10 protein-coding genes and 4 pseudogenes are annotated in these 15,515 nt (G+C 68.6%); 11 read left to right on the top strand and 3 right to left on the bottom strand.

Annotation, left to right across the window (positions count from 1 at the left end; genetic code table 11):
- Nucleotides 1-31 precede the first annotated feature (31 nt).
- The 3 genes and pseudogenes from HEB94_RS01395 to HEB94_RS54165 all read left to right on the top strand — a co-directional run.
- Nucleotides 32-1,030 carry an SDR family NAD(P)-dependent oxidoreductase gene (locus tag HEB94_RS01395; protein WP_192748274.1) on the top strand — a complete coding sequence of 333 codons (999 nt, stop codon included), beginning with the start codon at nucleotides 32-34 and terminating at the stop codon, nucleotides 1,028-1,030.
- Between the two features lie 634 nt (nucleotides 1,031-1,664).
- Nucleotides 1,665-2,081, top strand: a complete 417-nt coding sequence (locus HEB94_RS01390; RefSeq protein WP_192748273.1) for a DUF6098 family protein — start codon at nucleotides 1,665-1,667, stop codon at nucleotides 2,079-2,081.
- 74 nt (nucleotides 2,082-2,155) lie between these two features.
- Nucleotides 2,156-2,293: pseudogene (locus HEB94_RS54165) on the top strand (IS256 family transposase); the annotation flags it as partial.
- Nucleotides 2,294-2,971: 678 nt separating this feature from the next.
- Here HEB94_RS54165 and HEB94_RS54160 read toward each other — a convergent pair.
- Nucleotides 2,972-3,478, bottom strand: a pseudogene (locus HEB94_RS54160) (phosphotransferase); the annotation flags it as partial.
- A gap of 495 nt (nucleotides 3,479-3,973) precedes the next feature.
- Here HEB94_RS54160 and HEB94_RS01375 point away from each other — a divergent pair.
- Nucleotides 3,974-6,448 (top strand): tetratricopeptide repeat protein, encoded by a 2,475-nt coding sequence (locus tag HEB94_RS01375; protein WP_192748271.1) that lies wholly within the window; start codon nucleotides 3,974-3,976, stop codon nucleotides 6,446-6,448.
- A complete protein-coding gene (locus HEB94_RS53260; protein WP_192748270.1) occupies nucleotides 6,445-7,389 on the top strand; it encodes a tetratricopeptide repeat protein in 945 nt (314 codons plus the stop codon). Before HEB94_RS01375 ends, HEB94_RS53260 begins: the two co-directional genes overlap by 4 nt.
- A gap of 60 nt (nucleotides 7,390-7,449) precedes the next feature.
- Here HEB94_RS53260 and HEB94_RS01365 read toward each other — a convergent pair whose 3' ends face one another.
- Complete coding sequence (locus tag HEB94_RS01365) at nucleotides 7,450-8,583, bottom strand: glycosyltransferase WbsX family protein (RefSeq protein WP_192748269.1); 1,134 nt, start codon at nucleotides 8,581-8,583, stop codon at nucleotides 7,450-7,452.
- 173 nt (nucleotides 8,584-8,756) lie between these two features.
- On the opposite strand from HEB94_RS01365, the pseudogene HEB94_RS54155 reads away from it, so the two are divergent.
- Both HEB94_RS54155 and HEB94_RS01360 read left to right on the top strand, forming a co-directional pair.
- Nucleotides 8,757-8,942 (top strand): annotated as a pseudogene (locus HEB94_RS54155) (AraC family ligand binding domain-containing protein); the annotation flags it as partial.
- On the top strand, nucleotides 8,939-9,667 hold the full coding sequence (locus HEB94_RS01360) for a helix-turn-helix transcriptional regulator (protein ID WP_420481568.1): 729 nt from the start codon (nucleotides 8,939-8,941) through the stop codon (nucleotides 9,665-9,667). The pseudogene HEB94_RS54155 and the gene HEB94_RS01360, both read left to right, overlap by 4 nt.
- Here the strand turns inward: HEB94_RS01360 and HEB94_RS01355 are convergent.
- Nucleotides 9,598-11,169, bottom strand: a complete 1,572-nt coding sequence (locus tag HEB94_RS01355; RefSeq protein ID WP_202896046.1) for a DUF1349 domain-containing protein — start codon at nucleotides 11,167-11,169, stop codon at nucleotides 9,598-9,600. The genes HEB94_RS01360 and HEB94_RS01355 overlap by 70 nt on opposite strands.
- Nucleotides 11,170-11,284: 115 nt before the next feature.
- On the opposite strand from HEB94_RS01355, the gene HEB94_RS01350 reads away from it, so the two are divergent.
- The 4 genes and pseudogenes from HEB94_RS01350 to HEB94_RS53255 all read left to right on the top strand — a co-directional run bounded on the left by HEB94_RS01350 (nucleotide 11,285) and on the right by HEB94_RS53255 (nucleotide 15,061).
- Nucleotides 11,285-12,403, top strand: coding sequence for a sensor histidine kinase (locus HEB94_RS01350; protein ID WP_337917436.1), 1,119 nt, complete (start codon nucleotides 11,285-11,287; stop codon nucleotides 12,401-12,403).
- The gene (locus tag HEB94_RS01345) at nucleotides 12,400-13,089 is read left to right on the top strand and encodes a response regulator transcription factor (RefSeq protein WP_192748266.1); all 690 of its coding nucleotides are present in this window, start codon (nucleotides 12,400-12,402) and stop codon (nucleotides 13,087-13,089) included. Before HEB94_RS01350 ends, HEB94_RS01345 begins: the two co-directional genes overlap by 4 nt.
- Nucleotides 13,090-13,305: 216 nt before the next feature.
- Nucleotides 13,306-14,304, top strand: a complete 999-nt coding sequence (locus HEB94_RS01340; RefSeq protein WP_192748265.1) for an RNA polymerase subunit sigma-70 — start codon at nucleotides 13,306-13,308, stop codon at nucleotides 14,302-14,304.
- A gap of 95 nt (nucleotides 14,305-14,399) precedes the next feature.
- Nucleotides 14,400-15,061: pseudogene (locus tag HEB94_RS53255) on the top strand (DUF6069 family protein).
- The last annotated feature ends 454 nt before the right edge of the window (nucleotides 15,062-15,515 follow it).

Raw genomic sequence — 15,515 nt, 5'->3', positions numbered from 1 at the left:
ACCGCTTCGGTTCCGGGGGGAGCTATGAGTCATGAGTGAGCCTCGCCAAAACTCCGAAGGCAATCTGTCCGACCCGGTGGCCCTGGTGACCGGTGGGTCCAGAGGACTGGGGCTGCTCCTGGCCCGCGAACTGGCCGACCGCGGCATGCGACTGGTGATCTGCGCTCGGTCAAGCGATGATCTCGCCAGGGCATGCGACGACCTCCGGGAACGTGGCACCGACCTCCTCACCCTCCCCTGTGACGTGAGTGACTCGGCCGCCGCGCAGCAGATGATCGAGAAAGCCGTGGCCCACTTCGGACGCCTCGACGTCGTGGTCAACAACGCCGGCATCATCCAGGTGGGACCGCTCGCGGCAATGACGGTCGAGGATTTCCATACCGCGCTCGCCGCGATGTGCCTCGGCCCCATCCACGTCACCCTGGCCGCCCTTCCACACCTGCGCCAGCAGGGCTTCGGACACATCATCAACGTGACCTCGATCGGCGGCAAGATCGCCGCCCCTCACATCCTGCCCTACGCGTGCGCGAAGTTCGGCGTCGTAGGCTTCTCCGAAGGGCTTCGAGCCGAACTGGCTGGTACCGGCATCACGGTCACCACCGTCGTCCCGGGACTGATGCGCACCGGCTCCCATCTACGCGCGACGTTCAGGGGAGACCCCGCCAGGGAGTACGCCTGGTTCGCCGCCGGCGCCAGCCTGCCCCTCGTCTCCATTCACGCCGAACGCGCGGCACGCCGAATCATCACCGCCGGGATCGCCGGCAAACCGGAGTTGACCCTCACTCCGCTCGCCGTCACTGCCGCCCGCATGGCCGGCCTCGCGCCCGGTCCGACGACCCGCCTGCTCGGCCTGGTCAACCGGCTACTTCCGAAGCCACCCCCAGACCCCAGGAGCAGAACGGGGCGGGAGGCCAGGCAGGAGCTCCATTCGCGGCTGCACGACGTCCTCACCACGTGGGGCCGCCGCGCCGCTCAGCAGTACAACCAGGTCACTGGGCGGGACCAGATACCCCGTCCTCGAGGAGGGTGAACCGGATGCGCGTGGTGGTACTGAACCGCACCGTGAGACGGCCACCGAAGGATCCAACATCCGAAGCCTGCCGCCCATGGTCATGAACGAGTTCAGGCACCTCGGGGCGGACATCGAGCACGTTCGAGTCGTCATCCTTCACATACCACCCGGCGTGGAGACGGAACTCGGGCCGAAAGACGAGTGGTCGTGCCTGCCTGAACAGATCCTGGCGGCAAAGATCCTCGTCCTGGCCTCCCCAACCTGGCTCGCCCGTCCCTACTCTGTCGCGCAACGAGTCCTGGAACGAATGGACGCGATGGTGTCGGAGACCCGCGACGACGGCCGGCCGGTCGCCGACAACACGGCCATGGGCCTGGTCGGCACGGGACGGCGCCCACCATGTCATCACCGAACTCTCCAGTGCCCTGACAGACCTCGGCTTCACCGTCCCAGCTCAGTCGTGGACGTACCGGAACCCCAGGCCCGGCCCCGGGCCCCTCCTACAGCGAGACCGATCACGGGCATGGCTAGGAGCGAACCGGCCGCGTCACGGCACGTAATCTGCACGCCGTCGCCACGTCACTTAGCGACCGGCCGATGTCGGCGCCCCCATCGGAGTAGGCACGCTGACCATGGGGAGAAAGGGGCACCCATGCGAGTCCTCGACAACCTGGAAGAGCTTGCGGACCTGGTGTCCTCCCAGCGGGCGCGTCTGTACGTCCGCTTTTCCGACGGACCCGAGCACGACATCCACGAGGCCAGCATCGACTACGAAAGCGACCTGCCCCTGCCCGGCCTTTCGGTCAACAAGCTCGACCCGCCCGAATGGTGGAGCCGTCCGCTGCAGGACTGGCTTGCGCGGCAAGTCTGCCAGTACCTGCACCTAGCCGAGCGGTCGCAAAGTCTCCGAGGCTGGGTCCTCACCGGGACCATGGTGGGTCGAGGCCCCGATGACGAGCCGCTCTTGGCCGACGTGGAACCGTTCGCCTGGCTGGGCGATCTGCTGCTCGCCGAGGCGCAGGCCCGCTACGACGAACACTTCCACCGGGGCCGTGCGCAGCAGGGGTAGTCGGGTCGGCGCGCGGACCTCCGCGCAACTGTGAGCGATCAACAAGTTGGAGAGACTGGGCAAAGTCAAGGCACGCTTGCCTCTACCTGCTCACCCCGCTCCCTCGACCCGACCGGGGCCGGAAGGACCCGATGGACGATGCGCTGGAACCAGCACTCAACGCCCTCGCCATCACCTTCAGCGACCGATCCCCGGCGCCCGAAACCTACTAACCAAGATCGCCGAAACACCGTCAACGAGATAGTCCCGCCCCGCCCCCTGGCTAAGTCGGGCGCGGACTTCTCGACGATCTGGATGTGATCCGGTCCGGTGGGATGCGTCGGCTGCTCGCCGGGGTGTATGCGCCGGCCACGTTGGGTCAGTTTCTGCGGGAGTTCACCCACGGCCACACCCTGCAGTTGGTCTCGGCCGCCCGGCGCCCCTGGTCAACCTCGTCCAGGCCCCAACCTAGCGCCCGGTATCCAGGATCAGGTGTTCATCGATATCCACTCGTTGCTGCGCCCGGTGTATGGGCACGCCAAGCGGGGCGGGAGTTTCGGGCACACCAAGATCGCGGGCCGGCAGGTGCTGCGCCATCCACGCCTCCTGCCGCGATGCGTGCATGTCCACGCCGACCTGCCGGTGCTCCCGGAGGCGGCTGAGCTGGGTACGCCGAGCCGGTCCAGGCAGTGGCGCACCTTGTCCGCAGTGAGGCAGGTGCGCGGGTGCGGCATGTCCAGGCCCCTGGCGTAGGCGCGGGCCTCGATCGCCAGCTTCAACGGTGCGATGACGCTGGCAGAGCCGAGTAAGTCCTTTGGTGCGCCGACAGTGTCGAAGTAGGCGCCGATCACCGCGTCGGTGTCGTCGGATCCAGCGAGCAACCTGTCCAACGAGAGCGGCGGACAACCGACCACGGCCTCCTCCCAGTCGAGCAGCACCACTGTGTCCTGGTCGACGATCGCATTGCCGTCGTTCATGTCCGGGTGATGCAGGGAGGCGGGCACGCTGGCGAGCGCCGCGGCGTGGTCGCGCAGCGCCGGCAGGGCGTTCGTGTACTCGGTCAGCAGCTCGGCGGCCTGGTCGCGCTCCGAGCGCAGATGCTCGACGAGGGTGTCGGACACCCCGGCGACCCGATAGCTAGGCAAACCGGTCAGATCCGTGCGGGAGATGGCGGCCTGGACCTCACCGAGCGCGGCGGCCACAGCGGGCAGCGAGTCCGGTCCAGCCTCGGCGGCGGTACGACCGGGAACCAGCGCGGAAGCGGTGCGCCGCCAGCTGTTTCCGGTGCCGTGCGCGAGCAGCGGCGCGCTCGCCCCTGGGCAGGCACGGCGCACCGTCCCGTGGATCGCTGGAGCGTGCGGGTAGAGCACCGACTTGGGGTGTTTGACGACGACCGGCGCACCGTCTGCTTCGAACAACGCGGTGACGCCGCAGCGTTTGAAGCGCCGGACGCGCAGGTCCGCGCACCGCCGGGTGTCCGGGAAGGGCTGAGGCCAGTCAGTCGGTCAGGTCGGCGAGATCGGGCCGATCCTCCGGCCATGCAACGATCATGGGCTGTGCACTCCTCGGGTTCGCCATGATGGCGCCTGCTGTTCATCAACGATCATCTCTGGATCGCCACCATCAGGGCTGTGCTGACGTTCGTGCACGTCTTCTGGTTCGTCCGATTCGGTCTGTGGCTCGAGCGAGGGGCGCTCGGTCGGCTGCAGGCGGCGGCCGCTCGCCACGGCGCAACGGGGAGCGAAACGCCGGACTCGGTCTCGTGATCACCTGGGCCGGTCCTTGATCATAGAGACATAGGTCGTACGTCCCAGTCGAAGACAGCTGAGGGGAAGGGCCCCGAGATGGCGGGCGGGTCGATCCGAAAGCGCAGAGCGACCAGGAACCTCACGCTCCTCGTCGTAGGACCGGCTGTGCTCACCGGTCTTGGTGCCGTGCTGGAAGTGTTCGACCCTTCGGTTCGGATCGGGCTCGCGATCGTGTGCGGACTCTCGTTGCTCGCGGGCCTGATCGCGTGGGCAGGTGAAAGAACGAGTCCAGAGCAGCCACCCGGGCCGGCGCCTTCCCCGGAGTACGTGCCCCCGCGGCAGGTGCCACCGGCACTGGCTCACTTCACCGGCCGGACCGAGATCCTGGGCGAGCTGGACAAGGTCTTCGCCGCCAACCGGCCGAAGAGGCGCGGCCGCGCGGCTGCCGGCACGTCGTTGGTGGTGACCCTTCACGGTCCGGCCGGGGTAGGGAAGTCGGCCCTCGCGACCAGGTTCGCGCACGAGATCGCCGACAGCTACCCGGATGGCCAGCTCTACGTCGACCTGCGCGGCTCCGCCGAGGACCGGGTACAACCGGAGGACGTGCTCACGGGCTTCCTGCTCGCGCTGGGGGTCCGGCTCACCACAGACCCGGGTGGGTTGGGTGAGCTGCAGAAACTCTGGTGGACCTGGGTCAGCGGCAAGCGGCTGCTCATCTACCTGGACAACGCCGTCGACGACCACCAGGTCAGTGCCCTTCTGCCATCCGAGCCGGGTTGCGCGGTGATCGTGACGTCCAGGCAACCGCTGTACGTGCAGACGACCTACGACAAGCGGCTCTCGGAGTTCAGCGAGTCCCAGGGCGTGGCGCTGCTCGCGCGGCTCGCCCGCGACGACCGCGTCGCCGACGACCTGGAAGCAGCGGAGAGCATCGTCCGGCTGTGCGGCCATCTTCCCCTCGCCATCGGCATCTGCGGCGGCCGGCTCGCGGCGCGCGGACACTGGACGCTTCGCGAGCTTGCCGACCGGCTCGGCGACGAGCGACGCACGCGCCTCGACGAACTCGAGATCACCGACCGCATCGACATGAGCGTCCGCGCGAGCCTCCAGCTGAGCTACGACGAGGCCACCGAGATGCAGCGGCGCCTGCTGCGTTCGCTCGGGCTCCTCGCCCTGCCCGACGTACCCGACTGGGCGGCCGGCGCGCTGCTGGGCGTCTCCGAACTCGAGGGCGCCGACCAACTCGACGCGTTGGTGGACGCGCAACTGGTCGAGTACTCCAGCGCCGACCGAACCCCGACCAGGCGCTTCCGGCTGCACGAACTCGTCCGCCTCTACGCCAAGGAACGGGCAGACAGGGAGGACAGCCAGGAGAGGTGTGAAGCCGCCGTCGCCCGGGTCATCGACGGCTATCGAGAGCGGGCCGAGTCGGTCGCGGCCGCCCGCTGGCCACAGGACTGGCATCGCAAGGGCGGCGGCGGCCGCACCGGCGAGCCTGCGGCCATGAACTGGCTGCGCAGCGAACGCCTCGCGCTGCTGGCGTGTGTGGACCAAGCCGCCAAGCTGCAGATGTGGAGCCTCACGTGGCGCCTCGGCCGGGCGTTCTGCTCGCTGTGCCACTCGCTGCGGATCTTCTGGTCCGACTGGCGCGAGGTGGCCGAGGTCACCCACGAGGCGGCCGTCCAGCTGGGCGACCAGCGCTCGATCGGCATCGCCCTGCTCGAACGAGCCGCGGTCGTCGGTGGCCTCGGGCAGCTCGAGCACGCACGCAGCGACGCCGAGGAGGCACTGCGGATCTTTCGTGAGCTGCGCGAGACCTGGTGGGCGGGACGGGCGCTGCGCACGGTGGGCAAAAGCCTGCGCGACGCGGGAAACCTCGACAGCGCGCAGCAGTACCTGCTGGACGCGATCACCGCGTTCAAGGAAGCAGGCGATGACTGGTGGCATGCACGCGCCCAACGCAACCTCGCCGACCTGCGACTCTCCCAGCGCCGCTACGACGAAGCGCTCGAGCTGCTGGAGCAGGCGCAGAAGGTGTTCCAGCGAGACGGCAACCGATACTCCAACGCCCAGACCCAGCGGGTGCTCGGCGAGGTGCTCGCCGCCCAGGCCCAGGCCCTGCGCGCCCAGGGAGCACACGCGAAGGCCGACAGCATCTCGATCAGGGCCGGCCTCATGCTCGAACGTTCAGCCGAGATGTTCCGCACCCGCGGCGAACAGTGGGAGGAGGCACGCTGCCTACGTGCCGCCGGCGACGTCGGCGCCCCCGGCAACGGACTACGCGAACTCGCCTTCGTCCGGCGGGCCAAAACGATGCTGGAACGGCAGGGCGACTCCTGGGGAGTCGCACGCGCCATGATCGCCGAGGGCACCGCCCTGACCCGGCTCGACCGAATCGACGAGGCCGTCGACGTGCTACGGGACGCGGTCGCATCGTTCCGCGACCTCGGTGACCGGTGGTGGCAGGCGCGCAGCCTGCGCACCCTGGCCGAGGCCCTCCTGGCCAGCGACCAGCAGACCGACGCGCAGGAACACGCCGAAGAGGCCCTCGACATCTACCGCAGCCTCGGCCACCAGGCAGGCGTCAACCGGGCGCAGGAAGTACTGGCCAGAACCGTTGAGACCAGCTCCGACCAGTGAACAATCATCAGGCTCACCAGCGGCAGACCGGAGCGCTCGACTCGATCTGGGAGGACCACATGACCCAGCCGGACTTCGACACGCTGTGGGACCACCAGCGACCGGAGCAGACCGAGACGACCTTCCGGGCGCTGCTGCCGGAGGCCGAGCGTGGCCCGGACCGTTCCTCCCACCTGCAACTGCTCACCCAGATCGCCCGGGCCCAGGGCCTGCAACGCCACTTCGACGCCGCGCACGAGACCCTCGACGTCGTGGAGACCCAGCTCGACGATGCCCCACTCCTGGCCCGGCTGCGCTACCTCCTGGAACGGGGACGGGTGTTCAACTCCTCAGGCGCTGCCAACAGCGCCCGGCCGCTCTTCCAGCAGGCATGGGACCTGTCCCGTGCGGCGCCCGAGGTCGCCTTCTACGCCGTGGACGCCGCACACATGCTCGCGATCGTTGCTCGTTCACCGGCCGAGAGCATCACCTGGAACGAGGCAGCGCTGGAGCGGGCCGAGAAGTCGGCGCCGGAGGACAGGGCACGGGGCTGGTGCGGGTCGCTCCACAACAACCTGGGCTGGACCCACCACGACCAGGGCGACTTCGAGGAGGCGTTGACCTCTTTCCAGCGCGCGCTGACCTGGCAGCAGGAGCACGGCAGCGCACGTGAGGTCCGGGTGGCCCGGTGGGCGGTCGGGCGAGCGCTGCGATCTCTCGACCGGCTCGAGGAGGCCCTGTCCGCGCAGGAGGCGCTGCGCGAGGAGTGGCGGCGCAGCGGCGAGCAGGACGCCGGCTACGTCGCCGAGGAGATCGCCGAATGCCGCTACGCCGCCGGCCGCGTGGAGGAGAGCCGTCCCTTCTTCGCCGAGGCCCATGCCCGGCTGGCCCAGGACCCGTGGCTGGTCGCGCAGGAACCGGACCGGCTGCGACGCCTGCAGCAGCTGTCACAGCCGCAGTAGCCAGGCACCGCAGCGCCGGGGGCCGCACCTTCGTCTGCCGATGTCATCGCCCGCGTTGCGTCAGCCTCGGCTCCCGAACACACGGCGGATCTGCTCCAGATGACCGTATCGACGGACCGTGTCCGGCTCGAGGTAGCTGCCCTCGGTCCATTCGTTCCACGCGTTGACAGTCACCAGGGGAGCGTTGGTCTTCTCGACGAACGCGCGCACCTTCTCCAGTGCGCGTCCGAACTGTTCTGGGGTGTTGTCGGAGATGATGTTGGTGTGCGGATAGCCGAGGTCAGGGTTGTGACGGTCGGACTGCACAGTCCGTGGCGATGAGTCCCACCCCACCGTCACGTTGGGAAAGTACGGGCGGTCAAAGCGGGCCGCGAGTGTCTCCCAGCCCTTCTCGGCTTCGTTCAGGACGTCGGCATACGGGGTGAGAAGCGTCGGCAGCGGATAGTGGTGCACCCACACATAGGACGTCGCGCTGTCGAAGCCGAGGCGACTCACGACCGCCGCTACGTCGAGATCGGCACTTTCCTGCGGAAGAACCGGCAGTTCCTGAGCGATGGCGTTGAGGTGAATCTCACCGTGGCCCGCTCGGGCGGCGCGCAGGCGAAGGTCGTCCAGCGCGGCCTTCGTGCGGTCCAGGCCGCCGAGACCTTCCACAAGGGTGTGCAGGTCATAGATCGAGAGATAGGGACGGCCGTCAAGACGCAGATATCCAGGGTGGCTGAAGTACCGCTCCAGCAGGTAGTCGGTCGCGGCCCGGAACTGGTCCGCGTCGGCGCTACCCGACTCCAGTTGTGTGGCCGGCGTCGCAGACTTCCAGGGATGAATGTTGGTCCAGTGATGGTTGGCCCACATGAGCGCGAACTTCATGTCGCGGGCAGGTGCGTTGGGCATGAACGCGGTTTCGAGCGGACGCTCCAAGTAAGGGCGACCCCCGTACCAGTACCAGTCGAAGATGAACGCGTCGACACCGTGATCGGTGGCCATCGCGATCTTCTTCTTCATCACCTCCGGATCGGCCTCGTCCTCATAGCCATGGAGCGGAACGAGAGGCTGCTCGTGTCCCTCGAACCGTGGAGTGGCCCGTTTCGCCAGCTCCCACTCCGTCCAACCCTCGCCATGCCACTTCTCGTTTCGCGGGTCGAGGTGATAGTTCGGGAAGTAGTAAGCCGCGATCATCACCTCAGCTTCGCTCATGCGCCGCACGTCCGTCCGTGCGAAGTGCCCCTTCGGTCGACGAACAAGTACCGTTGCTCAGTCATGACTGTGATGATATTGGTCGAGAAGTTGACCCAACCCGACGCTGAGTAGGCGAAGGTAGGACGAAATTGGCACGCCGCCGATCGAGGCCGCGCTACGAGCGGGCAGCGGTGTTCAACCCCGACGGCCTACCGGTCTGGGCGGACCGCCACCGACTCAGCGCTGACGTCGCCGCCCATGACCACGACTTCTTCGAGATCGCGCTCGTCACCCAGGGCCACGGACTTCACATCGCATGTGACGGTGACCAGCCCATTCAGCCGGGAAGCGCCATCGTGATTCCCCCGAACCAGTGGCACGCCTACGCCCAGTGCGAAGACCTCGTGGTCTTCGACAGCTTCATCGCTCCAGAGCTCATCGACAGCACCCTGTCGTTCCTGGACGCGGAACTGCCGCTGATGGAAACGGTGCACACCTCGAGCCTGCCGCTGCCGCAGCGCATCCAACTGAGCGCCTACGACCTGAGCCTGGCGATCGCCGAACTGCACAGCATGAGCGACATGACGCGCTCACGGCGCTCACGCATCCAGGTCGTCGGCCACCTACTGATCTACCTCGACATCCTCAGCCGTTCCTGGGCACCCGACCACTCGATACACCCTCGCTCGATCGCCCGACTCCATCCCGCGGTGTCTCGAGCGGCACATCTGATGGAAAACGAACCAGCACGCACCTGGACCCTCGCGGACCTCGCCGCCGCGACCGCGACCGAGCGAACCACCTCGTTCGGTTGTTCCAGCGCGATCTGGGAGTACCGCCCATCGCCTACCTCAATCGGCTACGAGGACAGGCCGCAGCCAGGCTGCTGGTGCAAACCGACGCTCCGATCAGCCACATCGGTGTACGAGTCGGCTGGGACGACGCGGGATACTTCGCCCGGCGGTTCAAGACCGCCTACGGACTCAGCCCCTCCGCCTACAGAAGCCGCGCACTCACCGGTGCCACCCGACATCACTCCTCCATAACCGCCGCCGAGCCACGCCTGCCAGTGAGCGGCGCACGCTTCGACAACCCGAACTGACGGCCAGCGCACCGACCCCAAACGCCGGGCCGAGCTGCGGGTTTCCGGCCGAGTGCCATGCGCACGGCGACGACCGTGTATGTGCAGAGCAGGGCGAGCCCGGCCCACCAGGGAAGCGGGAAGTAGCCGGCGGCCGGCACGTAGTGCGCCCTCACCTGTGGATACTCCACCATCGTCTGCCTGACGGCGAAGCCGGCGGCCGGGGTCAGCCGCAGCAGCCAATCCGAGACCGCGTCGGGCAGCAGCGGGACCACCGTGACGGCGTAGGGCAGCACGACCAGCGACACTCCGATGAGGATCGCTGCCCAGCCACGACGCAGCCACACCCCGAGCCCGTAGAGGAAGACGGCGCAGAGTGCGAGCACCGCCGCGACACCGACGATCACCCGAGCGCCCGTCAACGCCGGCATCGGCTGCACCGGGATGCCGTTGCCCTTCAGGATCGCGACGCCTACCGGGAGGACGAGCCCGACGGCGACCAGACCTGTGACGAACGTGGCCGCCCCGACGACGGCCGCCCGGGCAGCGATCACCCGCCGAGCGGCCCTCTCGTGAGCCGTGCGGGCACCGTAACGGGCCGCGACGATGAGCACGATGATCAGCTCGACCGTCAGGCCGAACAGAATGTTCTCGACGGTGCGCGCGCCCTCCTCGCTCACCGGCCCGACGTCGCCGGTACCGCTGACCGTGAGGACGCCGTCCCTCTCCACGGCTCCCGACGCGTTGTGGTACTTCTCCCAGTCGGTGTGGTTCATCTGGCCGACCGAATCGCTGTCCCACGTGCCGGTGACGCCGCCCTCGACAGCGACGTTGTCGAAGACACCGACAGCCTGAGTGAACCGGACCTCCTCGATCGTGCCGCCAAGGCCGATCCTGCGGAGCGTGAGGTCGCCGGGGGAAGTGGCGAAGACGCCGACCTGTGCAGTGTCCGGCAGACCGTCGAGCGTCGCCGTGGCGACCGTGTGCCACTGCTTGCCGTCGCCCGACTCGGCTCCGGTGATGGTGTCGCCTGAGCGGGTCAGGCGCAGCCAGCGCGGGGACCGCTCCGAGACGCCGCCCGCGCTTCCAGCGACGTCGTGCTTGTAGTCGTACTGGAAACGCACGCCGTGGCTGCCAGTCATCATGAGGGCCGCGTACTGCGAGCCCTGCCGCATGCCGTCCTTGACGATGACCCCGGCCTTCGCCCACGGCACCAGGCCGGGAACGATCTGATCGTGGTTCGGCGGGGGATAGGTGATCGTCCCGGTCATCGAGGTCATCCGGACGGTGATGCTGGCCTCACGGCCAAGGTCGCGATGCAGGAACCAGAGCGTGTCACTGACGGCGGAGCCGTCGCCGGCGACCGGAGTGGTCGGGCAGGGACCGTCGCAGGACGAGCGGATGCCGAAGGCGACCAGCAGGCCCACCGCGACGACGGTGAGGGCTGCGGCGGCCAGGGCGATCAGGCGGCCCGGGCGGCGGAACGCGGTCCATTCCCGCCGCAGGAGTTCGGTCGTCGACATGCCCTCGGTTCTACAGATCGACACCTCACACCGCCCGAACTGGCTTTGTCATGCTGTTGTTAGGTCTCCCAGGGCATGCTGAGGCATGACCAGGCTGCGCAGCGGGACCGTGGGCGTGCGGTTCACAATCTTGTATGCCGTCGTCTTCCTCCTGTCCGGCATCGGGCTGCTGGGCCTGACTTTTCTGCTCTCCGGCGGCAGCCTGAGTAGCGTCGAACCAGCCCCGCATCCCTCCGCCCAGGGCAGCCTCGCCGTGGCGCAGCAACGCATCGCGCAGTTGGAGGACCAGCTGGCCGCGGTGACCGGGCAGCAGTCACGCCAGCTCCTGGCCGGCTCGCTGGTGTCGCTGATCGTCATGGCGGTTGTCTCGCTGCTGCTCGGCCGGATGCTGGCTCAGCGCGTCCTGCGGCCCCTGCGGCTCATCACGAGCGCCACGCGGCGCGTCTCCGCCGACAGCCTCGATCGGCGGCTGGCCGTCACCGGCCCGGCCGATGAGGTGAAGGACCTCGCCGACACCATCGACGAGCTGCTCGAACGCCTCGAGGCGTCCTTCGCCGCGCAGCGCCGCTTTGTCGCCAACGCTTCCCACGAGCTGCGCACACCGCTCGCGACCATGCGGGCATCGCTTGACGTCGCAGTCGCCAAGCCCGACCCGGCCGCCTCGACGGTGGCGCTCGCGGACCGTCTGCGTACCCAGCTGGACCGGGTCGATCACCTGCTGGACGGGTTCCTCGTGCTGGCCCGGGCGCAACACGGCGCCCTGGCCGACGCCACCCCGGTCGACCTCGGCGACTTCATCAGCGTGGCACTGCAGGAAAGGTCCACCGACATGCAGACAAAGGGACTGAGCCTCACCGTGGACGTGCCGGCGGGAACCGCGACCCAGGGCAGCCCGGCACTGCTGGCACGGCTGGTAGGCAACGTCGTCGACAACGCCGTGACCCACAACGAGAACGGCGGATGGATCCGGATCACCGGCTCGGCAGGCGAGGAGGAGGCGGTGCTGGTCGTCGAGACCGGCGGAGAAGTCCTCGACCAGCGGGAGGTCGACCGGCTGACGCAGCCCTTCGAGCGGCTCGGTAGCGAGCGTGTCGGCTCCTCCGGACTGGGCCTGTCCATCGTGGCCGCCGTTGTCGCCGCCCACGGTGGCCGACTCGCCCTGCGTCCCTTGCTCGAAGGTGGCCTGCGCGTGTCGATCACGCTCCCGGCCGCGAAGATGCCGGTGACGGTATGAGGATCCTCGTCGTCGAAGACGATCACGCCCTCGCCGAGGTCGTCGCCGAAGGGCTACGCGACCAGGGGATGGCCGTCGACCTCGCGCACGACGGGCCGGCCGCCTGCGCGAAACTCGACCTCACAGCCTACGACGTGATGGTTTTGGACCGGGACCTGCCCGGCCTGCACGGCGACACGCTCTGCCAGATGATCACCGAGCGCGGCGTCCGGCCCATGGTGCTGATGCTGACCGCGGCGAGCGCCCCCGGCGACCGGGTCAGCGGGCTGACCCTGGGCGCGGACGACTATCTCGCCAAGCCCTTCCACTTCCCGGAGCTGATCCTGCGCATCCAGGCGCTGGCCCGCCGCAAACCGGACGCGCGGCCCCGAACGCTGCGCGCGGCCGGGATCGAGCTGGACCCGGTACGGCGGACCGCCGTCCGCGACGGGCGGCACCTCAACCTGTCGGTGAAGGAGTTCGCCGTGCTGGAGGCGCTGCTGCGGGCGAGCCCGGGCTTCCTGAGCGCCGAGGCTCTGCTCGAGCAGGTTTGGGACGAGAACGCCGATCGCTTCACCAACACGGTCACGGTCACCGTGGGCCGGTTGCGACGCAAGCTCGGCGGCCCGCCAGCCATCGCCACGACGCCCGGAGTCGGCTACCGGATCGCACAATCCACCGACCCGCACCGGCGCGCAGGCGAATGACTCGAGCGTTACACCCCAACTCGCCTAGTCAACACACGAACACCGGCGTGCCAGCACGGTAAGGCCATCCTCGTTCTCCACCCACGCCGACAACCCGACCCACCAAAGATGAGAAACGCTCACTGGATCAGCCATCCAACTGACCGAAATGATGAGTTCTCGCGCCCGCACCCGTCACACCTACGACGGGACACGACGAGACGGAAGGATGAAGTGATGAGTGCGGACACGCGGCTGGAGGAGCAGGGCGTCAGCGGTCTGGGCGAGGTCGACGAGCCGGCGTTCTCGGGGCTGGCGGAGCGACACCGGCGGGAGCTGCACGTGCACTGCTACCAGATGCTCGGGTCGTTCGAGGACACCGAGGACACCGTGCAGGAGACGTTCCTCCGTGCCTGGCGGCGGCGGGAGACCTTCGAGGGGCGGTCGACGTTCCGGGCCTGGCTGTACCGGATCGCCACCAACGCCTGCCTAGACCTGCTCGCCAAGTGCCGCCCGGAGCCTGCGACCGACGGCGAGGTGCTGTGGCTGCAGCCATACCCGGACCGGCTGCTCGACGAGCTGCCCGCGGGCGACGCGGACGAGCCGGAGACTGTCGCCGTCGCGCGGGAGACGATCGAGCTGGCGTACCTGGTCGCAGTCCAGCACCTCGCGCCGCGCCCGCGGGCCGTGCTGATCCTGCATGACGTGCTCGGCTGGCCGGCGAAGGACGTCGCGGAGCTCCTCGGGGACTCCGTCAACTCGGTGAACAGCGCGCTGCAGCGGGCCCGCGCCCGCATGCGGGAGCACCTGCCCGCCGAGCGGCAGGACTGGACCGGCGGCGAGGAGGACGCCGGGACGCGCGAGCTGGTGCGCCGCTATACCGACGCCAGCGTGGCCACGGACGTCGACGGGCTCGCCGCACTGCTGCGGGAGGACGTCCGCTGCTCGATGCCGCCCACGCCGGGCCTGTACGTCGGCCGCGACACGGTGGTGAACGACTGGGTCGAGAGCGGCTTCGAGGGCACGAAGAACCTGCGCGCCCTCCCCACCTCCGTGAACCGGCAGCCTGCCGTCGCCTTCTACCAGTGGCGGAAGCGTGAGGGCGCGTACCTGCCGCTGACGATCGACGTCCTGCGCGTCACCGGCGGGGCGATCACCGAGATCGTCACGTTCCACGACGACCAGTTCCCGCGGCTCGGGCTACCGGAGCGCCTGGAGGCGGACGGCACGGAGTAGTCCCGGTGTGGACGCTCGTACTGCGCGGTGGCGCGCGTGTCGCGGTGGTCGCTGCGGAGTGGCGCGACGCGTTCGGCGTCGTCACCCGCGGGCGGATGCAGCTGGAGCTGCGCGACGGCGAGCCCGGGCCGGTCCTCGGACGCGACGCTGGGTTCTGGATCCGCGGCACCAGCGTCCGCGCCCTGCACAACCTCGGCCGTCGTACGGCGAGGGTGCGCATCGTCACCCCACAGAGCCAAGACCGTCACATGCCAGTCACCACACCCCGTACGCCAGTTACCGAATGGTGGAGGAACGACATGAACAACATGAATGGCACCGGGGTCGTCGCAGGCCCGGCATCGGGCCAGACCAGCCACAGCCACCGACTCCGCGGGCTCGCCGGCACCGGCTTCATCGCCACGCTCGCAGCGATGGTGGCCACCACTCTCGCCGCTGCGCTTGCCCAGGCCGTGGGCGTCGACTTCGAGGTCCCCGATGCTGGTGAGACGATCCCGTTGTTGGGATTCGCCGTGGTGACCGACTTCTTCTCGGTCGTGGGCATCGTCATCGCCGTCGCTCTTCTTCGTTCGAGCGCTCGCTTCCCGCCGAGCGATTCGTGTGGACGGTAGTGCCACTGACCGCGATCTCGTTGGTCCCGCCCCTCCTCTCCGGGGCAAACACCGCCACCACCACCGCCCTCGTCGTGCTCCACCTCGTCCCTGCGGCGGTGATGATCCCCACCCTGGCGCGGAGCCTCCGCACCCGGACCGATTGACGATCCCGCAACGGGGACAACCCGCGGCGCACAAGCCGCGCGAGGCCGCTCGCAGCCGAGCCCTGACACCTACGCCTGCGGGAGGCCAAGCCACGCTGTCCCCGCCTGCTGCATGTCGGTGTAGTCCGCAGCGGCGATGCGCAGCACCCCCGTACGTCCGCGTGTGCTCGGAGTCGGACGTCCCCTCGTCCGTCGGATCATGCCGCCGCTGAAGGCGCTACGGTGTGCTCGGGAACTTGATCTTGCAGGCAATGTCCGGTTCAGTTCGCGTTCGCCCCGCCTTTCACCTGCCGCAACTGGTGCCCACAAGCCTGAGCTGTTACCGCCTTCCCGGCGGAAGTTCAAGTGATGAGGTCTGCATGTTCTGAAGCACGTCCCAAGTTGCTCGTCGCCGTTCGGCGCTGCGGCGCTGGTCAGTCCCGGCCCTCACCCTCGCCGTCGCACTCACGACCGG

Source organism: Actinopolymorpha pittospori, assembly GCF_014873875.1.
Classification (GTDB): domain Bacteria; phylum Actinomycetota; class Actinomycetes; order Propionibacteriales; family Actinopolymorphaceae; genus Actinopolymorpha; species Actinopolymorpha pittospori.
The sequence above is the reverse complement of the archived record's forward strand: the minus strand, read 5'-3'. Positions and strand labels throughout refer to the sequence as shown.

Coding starts and splice junctions, on each gene's coding strand:
- HEB94_RS01355 (WP_202896046.1), bottom strand. CDS start 11,169: ATGTCGACGACCGAACTCCTGCGGCGGGAATGGACCGCGTTCCGCCGC.
- HEB94_RS01340 (WP_192748265.1), top strand. CDS start 13,306: ATGAGTGCGGACACGCGGCTGGAGGAGCAGGGCGTCAGCGGTCTGGGC.
- HEB94_RS01390 (WP_192748273.1), top strand. CDS start 1,665: ATGCGAGTCCTCGACAACCTGGAAGAGCTTGCGGACCTGGTGTCCTCC.
- HEB94_RS01395 (WP_192748274.1), top strand. CDS start 32: ATGAGTGAGCCTCGCCAAAACTCCGAAGGCAATCTGTCCGACCCGGTG.
- HEB94_RS01345 (WP_192748266.1), top strand. CDS start 12,400: ATGAGGATCCTCGTCGTCGAAGACGATCACGCCCTCGCCGAGGTCGTC.
- HEB94_RS01365 (WP_192748269.1), bottom strand. CDS start 8,583: ATGAGCGAAGCTGAGGTGATGATCGCGGCTTACTACTTCCCGAACTAT.